The sequence below is a fragment of the Sphingomonas abaci genome (assembly GCF_014199625.1).
GTDB lineage: Bacteria > Pseudomonadota > Alphaproteobacteria > Sphingomonadales > Sphingomonadaceae > Sphingomonas > Sphingomonas abaci.
This window is the reverse complement of the sequence record NZ_JACHNY010000020.1, coordinates 1-11,679: the sequence shown is the minus strand read 5'-3', so window position 1 is coordinate 11,679 and position 11,679 is coordinate 1. Positions and strand designations below refer to the sequence as shown.

Here is an 11,679-nt window from a genome sequence, read left to right as displayed (position 1 = left end):
ACCGCCAGGTTGCGTTCGCCGCTTTGCAAGGAGGACGCTGTGCAGAACATCGATCAAATTCTAGCATTGAGCGGCATGGATGTTGGCCAGCTGGGTGCCCGTTTCGGCCTTTCACCGGAGCAGACCCGGTTGGCGTTGGGATCGTTGATCCCAGCCGTACTGGGTGGGTTTCACCGACAGCCCGAGGGGGTTCGTGTTCCCGTTGATGATGCCAGCGTCACTGAACCGACGACGCCTCTGGGCAACGACATCCTTGGGCAGATTTTTGGCTCCAAGGATGTCAGTCGCCAGGTAGCCGACCACGCGGCTGACCAGTCAGGCGTCTCGAACACCGTGCTCAAGGCAATGCTGCCAATCGTTGCAGCTTTGATCGCCCGCTATCTTGCCAACAACGGCACCGGGACAGCAGGCGGTGGGATTGGCGGCGTACTGGCGTCGGTCTTGGGTGGTGCCGGCGGTTCGGCGGGCGGGCTCGGTGATATTTTCAGCGGTGGTGGAAATCCGCTCGACGCGATCCTGAACGGGCTGCGCCGTTAGGCAGGTAGCTGTTTCTCGTCAGTCTGCCATGTGACCGCAACTGCGACACGTGGCAGACTGACGAGATAGGATCAGTTACGCAGGCTATCCGGTACTACGCCGCCATTTTCGGCTAATTTCGCCATCACGGCCTTATGGAGCGCCAAATTCTGTTCGGCGGTACCATCTGCTCCGGTGTGCACGTTCAGCTCATCAGCGAGTTCCTTACGCGCAGTTAGGCTCGAGTCGAGGCCCAGCAGTTTCAGTAGATCGACGATCGACGTCTGGTAATTGCCGCCACCATTCTGCATCGATGCCATTTCTGCGAGGACTGCTCCGACATCAACGGTCTGTGGTGCTGTTTGCGGTGCTGCAGGCTGCACCGGAGTGGCCTGCGGTGTAGCGGCGGGGGCGGCAGGAGCGGCGGGCGTTGGCTGAGTGGCGGGTTTGGACTGCCCGTGATGAAAGATCTTGCTCATGATGTTGCCGAAAATGCTCATCGTGTTCGCTCCTTGATCGGTGACCGGCCGTGCGGTGCGGGCATGAACGAGAGGAAGCGCTCCAGGGTCCGCTGGGAACGTCAGCGTCGCGTACACAGTTGTCACAGCGGCGCGCTGACGCGCTCAGGGAACCAGCCATGACATTACGCAAGACGATCATTACCTCAGCGGCTCTTTTGACCCTTGCGGCCTGTGGGCGGGGCAGTGATGCTGGACAGGCCAATACGATGGCTACGACGGCTGAGGCTGATGGTGCTAACGCTGGTGAAATGGCGCCAACTGCCTCTAGCGGCGCACAGAGTTTCGCGAATGTCGCTGCAGCCAGTGACGCCTTCGAAATTGAAACCTCGAAGCTCGCTTTGTCTAACGGAGCATCGGCAGGGGTGAAGGCCTATGCCAACAAGATGATCGAGGCACACACCGCCTCCACCGCCAAACTAAAGGCCGCAGCCGCTGGCATGACGCCGGCTATCACTCCTAACCCAGCCCTCAGCCCGGAACAGCAGCAGAAGCTCAATGAGCTGAAGGGCCTGAATGGTACTGCGTTCGATAAGGCATACAAGACAGAGCAAGCCGCGGGACACCAGCAGACGCTCGACGCTCTCAAGGCTTATGTAGCGACAGGTGATGCACCGCAGCTGAAGTCATTCGCAGGAGAGATGATTCCAATTGTGACCGCTCATCTCAACATGGTGAAATCGCTAAAAGCCTGAGCGCTTTCTCTAAACCTATAAAAGTATGGAAGACCCCGGGGGCATCAGGTCGTCCGGGGTCGTTGTTAGAGCGTTTTCCGATCAGTCTGCATCGTATCCGGCGTTGGCGAAGTAGTTGGCACACTCCTGTGGCGAGTACAGGTCGAGGATGTGGCCGATGGCGTCCCACAGGGCGTGGATGGTGCGCTCGGCGGCCTTACGCAGGTGCGCCTTGAGCTTGGAGAACGCCTGCTCGATCGGGTTGAAGTCGGGGCTGTAGGGTGGAAGGAAGAGTAACTTGGCGCCAGCCGCTTCGATAGCGTCGCGCGCGGCGGGTGCCTTATGGCTCGACAAGTTGTCCATGATGACGATGTCGCCGGGTGAGAGGCCGGGCACCAGCACCTGGCGAACATAGGCAACGAATGCATCGCGGTTCCGAGCGGCGCGTGTGTCGCGTGCTCGGGCAGCACCGGTCGACGCAGCGCAAGGCGCCGTGCGGGGCAGACGATGAAGAGGCGCTCACCGAGGAGGTCATTGCCTTGGCCAAGCAGTACGGGCGCTATGGCTATCGCCGGGTGACCGCGCTGCTGCACGCGGCCGGCTGGTCGGTGAACCACAAACGCGTGGAGCGGATTTGGCGGCGCGAGGGCCTGAAGGTACCGCAGAAGCAACCCAAGCGAGGACGGCTATGGCTGAACGACGGCTCGTGCATCCGGCTCCGGCCGGAATATCCAGGGCATGTCTGGGCCTACGACTTCGTCGAGGGCCGAACCCATGACGGGCGCAAGTTCCGGATCCTGACGATCATCGACGAGGCGAGCCGGGAATGCCTGGCGCTGATCGTCGCGCGTCGGCTCAACCACGAAGACGTGCTGGCGTCGCTTGCCGACCTGTTCGTCGAACGGGGTCCACCGGCGCATATCAGGTCCGATAACGTCCTATGTCGGGAAGCAGCGGCGGGTTTTTGCCAGCAGATATCTATGCGCCGACAACCATCGGCACGGCATGCATTCTGAGCCAGATGGCTCCCACCGTCAACGGGATCGCTCCCTGCCATAGCAAACACAGGATCCAGCGGCGCCGGGGCGGCCGTGGTCCTCACCATCCTTAAAACGAGGAAGGCCCGAACATTATCTACAGGGTCGCTCGACGAGCGCCCTCACGGCACTTGCAGAGAGGGGTCCTTCCACCTGGCATCCGACCGTTCGAGAAACGGCCGGTACTCTGTCCCCGTCTTGACGACGGCGTGAGCCACGCGCGCCATCTTGGCGGTGAGCGCCGTCATCGCCTTGCGGCGACGGTCGGCATCGTCCGCGTGCCCGGCGACATATCGTCCGAGCTTGTCGCGGAAGCTGTTGTCGCGCTGACGCGCGGCGACCTGGGCAGCCATCCAGAAGGTCCGGCGTAGGCGCGCGTTACCGTACTTGGACAGCTTGGTGCGGCCACGGAACGTGCCTGACTGACACGTTGCGAGATCGAGACCGCAGAACTTCAGGAACTGACGATGATGATTGAAGCGCCGCAGATCACCGGCCTCGGCTAGGATGGTCAGCGCGTTGATCGGACCAATGCCCGGAATGTTGCGCAGCAGCTGGTAATCAACGTCATCGGCGAGCCGCGCATGGGCCAGCCGCTCGATCTCGTCACGCTGGTGGATGAGGCTGCGGCCCTGCGCGATGACCATACGGAACATGGTGATGGCGGCCGAGTCCTCCGGGACCGGCAGCGCCGTCGAGGCGGACGCCGTCTCGTAGATGTCGTTGATGAGGCGTGCCTTGAAAACCTTGCGGCCGATGAGCGGCCATGCCGCAGCTGAGAATGCCTCGCGGTCCAGCGCCGTGATGGTGGCCGGTGTCGGAAACCGCTCGATGAGTGCGAGGAACCAATCGGACCGGCTATTGCCTGCGAAGCGGGCGATCTCGGGGAAGTACAGCGGCAGGTAGTGGGTCAAGACCCGGTGCCAGGTCTGCGTCTTCATCCTGGAGATCGTCTCGTGGGTTTTCGACAGCTCCTGCAGGTCGTTGATCCCGGCCACCAGCGGGTCAACGTAGCGCTGCGTCGCGCCGATCCGCAGCATATGCAGGATGACCTGCGCGTCCTTGGGGTCGTTCTTGTCCCAGCCGTTGTGCAGCGCCTCACGCGTTCGGGCGAGCGCAACCGACGAGATGAGGCGCAGCTCGAACCCCGCCGTCAGCAGCCGGTGTGCCAGCGTGCGATGGTAATTACCCGTCGCCTCGAACCCGACGATGATGGGGCGCCCGATGGCAGCGAGTTGCTCGGCAAAGCCGTCATAGTCCTGCCTGGTCGCCATGACGGTCATCCGCCGGCGCCGGCCGCCTTCCGGTCGCTCGATGAGGATCTCCTGCCGGTTCTTGGACATGTCGATGGCTACCAGCACGGCGCCGGCAGCCGTAGGGATGAGCTTGGTCATGGTCGGTCGGCCTCCAGAGTGTTGTCTCGACAACCTCACTTTAGATACCTGCTGGCCGGCCATGGCTTGTCGTGTTGAAGCCTGCGGCCGCTTCGCGGCCTTGTCTTCATCAGGGCCACAGTGGCTCCCGTTCCAGCGCTTCCCGATGTGCTATGGCAGCGAGTTCATCGCGACCGCCGTCCAGGAATGGCTGGGCAAGGTCGGTGTGAGGACGCTCTACATCGCGCCGGGCTCACCATGGGAAAACGGCTACAACGAGAGCTTCAACGGCTCGCTGCGCGACGAACTGCTCAATGGCGAAATCTTCTACAGCCTCGCAGAGGCCAAGGTGCTGATCGAGGCGTGGCGGCGTCACTACAACACCGTCCGCCCGCACAGCAGCCTGGGCTACCGCCCGCCGGCTCCGGAGGCGGCGAGACCGCCATTGCCGGCCTCCGGTGCCGCTTCGCTCCACCTACGCCCGGCAATGGCGGCGGAGGTGACGATGCACTAACAATCAACCCGGACCACCCGGTGGGGGCTGCTCACGCAAAACCAATAGCGGCGACGCCAGCTGCTAACAGCACATTCTTCATTCGCTCTTTCCTCTTCATAGGACGGCCGCGATGAGGGTAACCGATTAGCAGCAATAGCACGGGCAGGTTTCCTAATTAACAATGTGTTATCCAATAAACCTCCTGCATTTGTCTCAGTTTGGGATTTTTTAAATCGCGAGTTATGTTTGCGAACATTTCTACGCAGACCACAATCGCTACTGCGTAGCTTTGAAAGTATTATTTATAACATTTTATGGATAATGGCCGAATCTAAAAGCAAATTTCCAAAACCGTCGTTAAGTGCAGGCTAGAGAAACAGGCGGTCGTATCGCACTGATCTCATTTTACTTTTTGATACATTGAGCGTGTGCTATGGCGCGCACTCAGATTGGAAAAAACAGCAAGGAATAGATGATGAAGCGTGTGATTTTCTCGGCTGTGACAGGCATTGCAGCGATCGCCATGGCGCCGGGCGCTCAGGCAGCGACGTTCCCGGTTGGTAGCGCCAATTTCACCGCCACGCCGGGCCCTAATGGCAGCGTTGCTGGCGCCTTCTTCAACACCGGCATCGCGGCCGGCGCGTTCTCGGACACGTTCACCTTCACGCTTCCCGTCAACGGCTTCGGAAGCGGCACTGTCACCACGAGCACCAATTTCGTCGGCTCGCCGAACGACCTGGATTTCACCTCGGTCCTCATCAACAATACCGCAGCCTCCATCACGCGCCTAAGCAGTGGCGCTTATGAGTTTGCCTTCGCCAACCTGGTTCCAATCACCGCTGGCCAGCTCAACACCATCACGGTCACGGGTCTGTCGCGCGGCAACGGTGCGTATGGCGGGCAGGCCTCGTTCATCCCGTCGGTTGTGCCTGAGCCGTCGACCTGGGCTCTGATGTTCGTTGGTTTCGCCTTGGTCGGTGGTGCTGCGCGCTTCCGTCGTCGCTCGACCAACGTCGTCTACGCTTAAGGCAGGCGGCGTCAGGCTTCAGCTTGGAACAAGCCCATTGTCCGAGCGTAAAAAGCCTGCATAGCATGTACCTCTTGGCCGCTGGTTTTGAACCGGCGGCCTTTTTTATGTCTGGAACGATGCAGCATTTGTAGGTTCGACGCCCACCGATTTGAGGGCAGGCTTGATTTAGGCTCCGAAAGCAGAGCGGGGCAGGCGGCCTGTTCTAGCTGGCAAACGATCCAGTGAACCGGCTGCCGAAACTCTCTCTATTGAGCCCCGGCCTGCCGCACGTGGACACCTAGCGTCACTATCTGCCGCCCTGTCCGACAGGCCCAAAGCTTGACGTTGATCAAGCCATGATCAACGTCACACGAATGCCACCTTGGTGAACCGGCGACGATAGCGGAGAGAGGCTCCCAACAGCCCGAAGCCAACGCACAACATCGCCCAGCTGCTTGGCTCCGGCACCGCCTGTACGGATGTCAGCCCGAACTTGCGGTTCATGTCACGATAGCCTGCGGCCTGCGCTGCAGCGGTGGGGTGGACACCATCAAAGAAAAAGATACCGGCGCAACCAGTCGCCTGAGCACCTGCTTCGATACAGGTGATATCCGCCCTTTGTGGTGGCAGACCCAACGAGGCAGGATCCGTCAGCGCGCGTCGATTGAAATCGCTCAGGCTATAGAACAGCAGATCAGTGTCAGCGTCGAGCGACAAGCCGCCGAGTGCCGTGTTGAGGTAGGTGTTGGCGGCGATGGTGTAGGGATCGCCGGCAAGCGGGAAGTTCGTCATCAGGATGTTACGTACGCCCAAATCATTGAGCGTCTGAACGCCGGCAGCATATTGGTTGGCCGCAGCCTGTAGGTAGGCGTCGACGGTTGGGTATGAACCAATTGCGCCCTCAAGGCCAAATACACCCTTGGCGCCGAAAACGTCATTGCCACCAAAATTGAGGATGTAGAGGCCATTGGTATCGACAGACCGACCCGAGGCGGTGAATACTCCAATTTGTGCTTTAAGATCGGGGATGTTGTCGCCGGTATCAACTACTCGCGCGCCACCGAAGGCAAAATTGTTGCCCCCTGCCAGCGAAGGTGTTGTCGGTACGCCGAAAAGATCGATGGATAGAAGATCTGGATAATCATAACCGTTGGTGAAGCGGTTCTGAAAATAGCCAAGTGCCGGGTTAGGCCGTGTTCCACCATTGGCGATGTACAGATTGCCAGCGTCTACGAGACTGTCGCCAAAAACCGTGATCGAGGTATATTGAGGCGTATCTCGGTCAGCCCAAGCAGGGGCGGCTGAAAAAGCGCTGATCGCGCAGATAACCGATGCCAGACGCTTGTTCATCGCAAAACCTAACCCGCAAAGATCGTAGGCCATCGCCCTACACCAGGCGAAGCTGGTCTACCATATGCTGAATGAGTCGTTAACGACTATCCAAACTGGTCGGCTATAGCAAATAAACTGCAGGATCAAGGTCTGCTATCCAAGGTTTCGCCCACCACATTCGGGCAGGTACCTGCGTAAACGTAGATTACCCAGGATTCCTATCAACATGGCGGGTTAGCGTTGCATTGTGCATCACATATGTAATTCGACGCTTATTGTGTTTTTTGAGCGGCGCGACCGGATCGAGCTTGTCTTATCCCCCGCACGGTTCATCGAATAACGGGCTGAGAGCCCTACCAGTCTGGGCATGTAGCTGCTTATTGCCTTCTGTGCCGGGAGGCGCTCCATGGGCAGTTTGGCGTGACGGTTAATCCTTGGAAATCAATATTCTTGTAGCGGCGTTAACATCATGAGCATTATCTATGCAGAATATAGAGTGGCTCGTCTAAAATAGTGCCATACGCCGCACCAGAGTGTAATTTGTGTATCGCGCTAGTGGCATAAGAAAACGTGTTTTCAGATCTACTGAATGTTAATCAAAAAAATAAAACTTTCAGGGTGACTAAGCATGCACGCATCATTCGAAGCGCAAAATGCGCTGCATCATCGTCAATCGGGGTTGGCTGCTGGCAGCCATATTCGCTCTGCCGAAAGCGGTGGCGAGGTCATACTTCCTCTGGCGGGTGTTTGCGGGGAGCAAAAGCTCGTGAGCGTTCGCTTGGCTAATAGTGATCATCAGCGTAGCTCGGCATGTTCGCTAATCAACAAGATGTATTCCTGGCGTGGGTATGGGAGCAGCCACAAGCTACCGGTGCGCTCGACCCATTCCACGTTCACGGCATCGGTAGATGGCGACACAATAGGCACATTGACGCTTGCCGTCGACTCTGCCGCAGGGCTCGCTGCGGATGGAATTTTTCAGGATGAGATCGACCAGTTTCGTAGCCGGCCCGGTGCCAAGGTATGCGAACTGACGAAGCTGGCATTCAGCTCGACCATGCCCTCGAAGCCCATGCTGGCTGCGCTCTTCCACATCGTATTCATCTATGGGCAGCGCCGTCACGAGTGCACGGATTTGTTCATCGAAGTTCACCCGCGGCATCGTCGCTTTTACGAGATGATGCTTGGCTTCAAGCGTATCGGCACCGTCAAAACCAACGTCAGCGTCGATGCGCCAGCGCAACTCATGTGGTTGAAAGTGTCTGATATCCGCAATCAGATTGATGAACACGCAGGCCAAGGCGATGCTGCAAGCGTACGCTCACTCTACCCATTTTTCTTCTTGGCACAGGAAGAGGATGGATTATTTGCCCAAATAAAGGATGTCGATTTTGATATCGAGCGTGCATCTGCCCAGATGCCGAGCGGCGCTTCTACCTACGATGACACTGCTGATATGGCCTATGAGGTAATCACAGTTCAATAGGAACAATTAGAGATTGAGGCCATCGCTACGCGACGCTGTTTACAGGATCGTCAATGCAAAAGATGATTAATCTCCGATGCCGAAGCGCCGTCTGCAATGCCAGCGGCGTAGCCTTCACACCAGAACTCACGCATTGATGGATTGAGATCGCTAGGGGGGGTCGCTTTCTTTTGCGTGAAGCCCACAGCCCATCCAGCCTCAAAAAGAGAGATTACCGCTTCCATCCCTGCATCTATCTGGATGATCATCGTGCACCCTGAAGTCTAACGAGTTTCGAACGCCGAACGCTCCATCTAGACATCAAACGCAGATTGGCATAGCCTGGTTTCAATCGTTACGGGATCGAGTTGCGTTCCGCCCGGTCCTCTTTTGGGACGAGATGTAGCGCACATGCCATCTCTGGGGGTGAATTAGCGGCAGCTATCGCCGTCACGTTCAATGGCTTTGTTGGCGAGTGCCAGGCGTTGCGCGCCGAGGATGAAGCCCGTTACATTCGGTTGATTGTCGCGGCGGACCTGACGGCTTTCGCGGTCGAGCAGCCGGCCTGCGATCGCGCCAACGATCGTTTCCGAGACAACTTACGGCGTATCGGGCGGCAGCTATCCGATGCGGAGCTGCTGATAGCCGCGTGGCGGCTAAAATGCCAAACCGCAGCCGGTCCGTGCGCCTATCCAAGCTGGTCGCGAGGGTGAGCATGTTTGCCTGAATGAATGGCAGGTCTCGGCAAGCGGCCCAATGGCGCTAGATGGCTGAAAGTGCGTCAGAGCTGTAGGTCGAAGCGGACAGCCAATTTAGCCATACAGCCGTTCATCCCACCACACGGGCTCGGGCAGCTCATAGGTGATCTGCGCAGCGTCGGGGTGACGAGGGTTGATCAGGACGTTTCGCTCAACTCTGGCCGGGATGGACGGCACGAGGAGGACGGCGCTCCGCTGCTCCTCGTACCAATCCATCCCGAAAGCCTTGCAGAGGCTTTCGTCCTTTCCGTCCCATCCAGGATGCGCTGCGGGCTGGAAAACCTCGTAGCTGATTCCGTTCGGGATCGTGATGCGGATGTAATGCTGATTGGGCGGTAGCACGCTGTTCGCGTGTACCAGCTTCTCCAGCATGGCCGTCGAGTAATGCTCGGACGCATAGATGATGGGGCTGGCCGACGTGTTCCAGCGGCCAGGGTAAAGCCTTGCACCCTCACTATCATATATCGGGTGAGCGCCGTCCGGGTCTCCGATGCGGAACGCAGTAAGGACACGATCCGTCCGGTTCCCTCTCACGCGCCCCCACCATAGGCCGCCCGCCCAAGGAGATTGATAACTACGTCGGCACCTGGACCCGTGGCGAGCGCTACGTCCAGCGGCGGCTTACCGTCGAGCATGGCATGCGGACGGCTAAGAAACTCGCGCGCTTTCTCAGGTGTCTGATAAATCTCGAGGGCTAAGCTGAACACTTTCGCGAGCCGCGCCAACCGATCCCCTTCCTCGCTTGTCAACCGTTGTGCAGGCGCCTTCCGGCGCCGTTCCAACGTTGCCTTTGGGATCAAACGAAACTTGAACCGGGCATCGTCGGGCGCAACAGTATCGGCTAGGCGGTCTAACGCTGCTACCGGCAAGCCACTTTCGATTGAGTTAGATAAGGCAAGGCGCGATAATTGCCGCCCAGCGTTCACGCCGAGGAGCGCCTCAATCGATGCGGGCTGCGATGCCATGATAACTCCACTTCATTTGGTTCTCATATAAGCCTCATGTGAGGCTATGACAAGGCCGTAGCGGCTATGCCGCTGAAGCGCTCACCCGAAGGATAGAATTCTGCTTGCCCTCCCAAGCAGGAGCGGGATTGCCGCATGTGTGCAGTTGAAGACGCCGTACAGGTTAGCGTGGACCTGCGTCTTCCAGTCTTCCGGTTTCGTGTCGGCGAACGGGCCATTGATCCCAATGCCAGCGTTGTTGAACAGCAAATCCAGCCCGCCGAAGCGCTCGCGCACTTGGTCGAACAATGCCGTGACCTGTTGTTGGTCGCCAACATCGGCGGCAACCGCCATTGCACGGTCGCCAAGTTCTTCGGCAAGCGCGTCCATCCGCTCCTTGCGGCGAGCGGCAAGTACGACGTTGACGCCTTCCTCCACCAGCAGCCGTGCGGTCGCAGCGCCGATCCCGCTTGAGGCCCCGGTGATGACCGCAACCTTGCCGCTCAGGTCCTGCATTTTTATCTATCTCAACTCCGAATTGGTCTCAGCGATCGAGCATCGCCATTCCGTGCTCATTGTATCGCGGCCCGGAAACCGCCTCCGGACGAAGCGCCGCGTCCAGGCGCTTCATGTCTTCGTCACCGAGCCGGATGTCGGCTGCGGCGATATTCTCTTCCAGATAGGTGCGGCGCTTGGTCCCGGGGATCGGCACGATGTCCTCACCCTTGTGGAGCAGCCAGGCGAGCGCGACCTGGCCTGGCTTTGCGCCCTTCGCCGTGGCGATCTCGCGAACCGCATCGGCGGCACGCATGTTCGCCTCGAAGTTCTCGCCCTGGAAGCGAGGATCGCCGCGACGGAAGTCACCTTCGGGATAGTCCTCGGCACGCTGCGCGGTGCCAGTCAGGAAGCCCCGACCGAGTGGGCTGAACGGCACCAGCCCGATGCCAAGCTCACGCAGCAGCGGGATGATCTCCAGCTTCAGGTTTCGCTCCCAAAGCGAATATTCGCTTTGCAGCGCCGTCACGGGCTGCACCGCATGGGCGCGGCGGATCGTATCAGCGCCGGCCTCCGAGAGCCCGAGAAGCGCACCTTACCTTCGGCGATAAGCTCGCCAATGGCCCCTGCAACATCCTCGATTGGTACTGCGGGATCGACCCGGTGTTGATAGAACAGGTCGATGTGATCGGTGCCCAGCCGTCGCAGGCACGCCTCCGCGACAGCCCGGATATGCTCCGGCCGGCTATTGGTCCCCGACATCTTCCCTTCCCGGATATCCATGCCGAACTTTGTCGCGATCACGACCTCATGCCAGCGGTTCTTTAGCGCACGACCGAGCAGTTCCTCATTTGTGAACGGACCATAGACTTCCGCGGTGTCGAGGAAGGTGACGCCAAGCTCAATGGCGCGGTGCAGGGTCGCAATCGATTCGGCATCGTCGAAGCTGCCCTACGATTGGCTCATTTGTTGATTTCCACTGAGAGCTGACCCGGCGAAGGCATAAATTTCCACCGAGAAGTGACCCGTGTCTCAACCTCACCCCGGCGTGCTGTCGGGGGG

At 59.0% G+C, this 11,679-nt stretch carries 9 protein-coding genes and 7 pseudogenes; 6 read left to right on the top strand and 10 right to left on the bottom strand.

All coding sequences use genetic code 11. From position 1 onward, the window contains the following. The first annotated feature begins 39 nt into the window (after positions 1 to 39). Positions 40 to 537: a DUF937 domain-containing protein gene (locus GGQ96_RS20200; protein ID WP_221240083.1), complete on the top strand. Its 498-nt coding sequence runs from the start codon at positions 40 to 42 to the stop codon at positions 535 to 537. Between the two features lie 71 nt (positions 538 to 608). Here the strand turns inward: GGQ96_RS20200 and GGQ96_RS20195 are convergent, their stop codons facing one another. After that, positions 609 to 1,016 carry a DUF3597 domain-containing protein gene (locus GGQ96_RS20195; protein WP_184117062.1) on the bottom strand — a complete coding sequence of 136 codons (408 nt, stop codon included), beginning with the start codon at positions 1,014 to 1,016 and terminating at the stop codon, positions 609 to 611. A gap of 137 nt (positions 1,017 to 1,153) precedes the next feature. Here GGQ96_RS20195 and GGQ96_RS20190 point away from each other — a divergent pair, with 137 nt between their 5' ends. Continuing rightward, positions 1,154 to 1,729, top strand: coding sequence for a DUF4142 domain-containing protein (locus tag GGQ96_RS20190; protein WP_184117061.1), 576 nt, complete (start codon positions 1,154 to 1,156; stop codon positions 1,727 to 1,729). An 81-nt stretch (positions 1,730 to 1,810) separates the two neighbouring features. Here the strand turns inward: GGQ96_RS20190 and GGQ96_RS20185 are convergent. Next, positions 1,811 to 2,143, bottom strand: a pseudogene (locus tag GGQ96_RS20185) (transposase); the annotation flags it as partial. On the opposite strand from GGQ96_RS20185, the pseudogene GGQ96_RS20180 reads away from it, so the two are divergent. Continuing rightward, positions 2,137 to 2,724 (top strand): annotated as a pseudogene (locus GGQ96_RS20180) (IS3 family transposase); the annotation flags it as partial. The pseudogenes GGQ96_RS20185 and GGQ96_RS20180 sit on opposite strands and share 7 nt — an antisense overlap. Positions 2,725 to 2,842: 118 nt before the next feature. On the opposite strand, the pseudogene GGQ96_RS20175 reads toward GGQ96_RS20180, so the two are convergent. Further along, positions 2,843 to 4,139 (bottom strand): annotated as a pseudogene (locus GGQ96_RS20175) (IS110 family RNA-guided transposase). A 154-nt stretch (positions 4,140 to 4,293) separates the two neighbouring features. Between GGQ96_RS20175 and GGQ96_RS20170 the strand changes: the two are divergent. Next, a pseudogene (locus GGQ96_RS20170) lies at positions 4,294 to 4,632 on the top strand (integrase core domain-containing protein); the annotation flags it as partial. A 457-nt stretch (positions 4,633 to 5,089) separates the two neighbouring features. After that, positions 5,090 to 5,641: an FxDxF family PEP-CTERM protein gene (locus GGQ96_RS20165; RefSeq protein ID WP_184117059.1), complete on the top strand. Its 552-nt coding sequence runs from the start codon at positions 5,090 to 5,092 to the stop codon at positions 5,639 to 5,641. 348 nt (positions 5,642 to 5,989) lie between these two features. Here the strand turns inward: GGQ96_RS20165 and GGQ96_RS21895 are convergent. Together GGQ96_RS21895 and GGQ96_RS21610 are read right to left on the bottom strand one after the other, a co-directional pair. Beyond that, positions 5,990 to 6,109: pseudogene (locus tag GGQ96_RS21895) on the bottom strand (PEPxxWA-CTERM sorting domain-containing protein); the annotation flags it as partial. Between the two features lie 42 nt (positions 6,110 to 6,151). Further along, positions 6,152 to 6,973, bottom strand: a pseudogene (locus GGQ96_RS21610) (SGNH/GDSL hydrolase family protein); the annotation flags it as partial. Between the two features lie 610 nt (positions 6,974 to 7,583). Between GGQ96_RS21610 and GGQ96_RS20155 the strand changes: the two are divergent. Next, positions 7,584 to 8,441 carry an N-acyl amino acid synthase FeeM domain-containing protein gene (locus GGQ96_RS20155; protein ID WP_184117057.1) on the top strand — a complete coding sequence of 286 codons (858 nt, stop codon included), beginning with the start codon at positions 7,584 to 7,586 and terminating at the stop codon, positions 8,439 to 8,441. A 50-nt stretch (positions 8,442 to 8,491) separates the two neighbouring features. Here the strand turns inward: GGQ96_RS20155 and GGQ96_RS20150 are convergent, their stop codons facing one another. From GGQ96_RS20150 to GGQ96_RS20130, 5 genes and pseudogenes are all read right to left on the bottom strand, one after another. Continuing rightward, the gene (locus GGQ96_RS20150; protein ID WP_184117056.1) at positions 8,492 to 8,689 is read right to left on the bottom strand and encodes a hypothetical protein; all 198 of its coding nucleotides are present in this window, start codon (positions 8,687 to 8,689) and stop codon (positions 8,492 to 8,494) included. A gap of 543 nt (positions 8,690 to 9,232) precedes the next feature. Next, on the bottom strand, positions 9,233 to 9,712 hold the full coding sequence (locus GGQ96_RS20145; protein WP_184117055.1) for an RES domain-containing protein: 480 nt from the start codon (positions 9,710 to 9,712) through the stop codon (positions 9,233 to 9,235). Then, positions 9,709 to 10,143: an antitoxin Xre-like helix-turn-helix domain-containing protein gene (locus tag GGQ96_RS20140; protein ID WP_184117054.1), complete on the bottom strand. Its 435-nt coding sequence runs from the start codon at positions 10,141 to 10,143 to the stop codon at positions 9,709 to 9,711. Before GGQ96_RS20140 ends, GGQ96_RS20145 begins: the two co-directional genes overlap by 4 nt. A gap of 81 nt (positions 10,144 to 10,224) precedes the next feature. Further along, entirely contained in the window at positions 10,225 to 10,638 is a 414-nt protein-coding gene (locus GGQ96_RS20135) for an SDR family oxidoreductase (protein WP_221240082.1), read from the bottom strand. A gap of 28 nt (positions 10,639 to 10,666) precedes the next feature. Beyond that, a pseudogene (locus tag GGQ96_RS20130) lies at positions 10,667 to 11,523 on the bottom strand (aldo/keto reductase). Between the last annotated feature and the right edge of the window lie 156 nt (positions 11,524 to 11,679).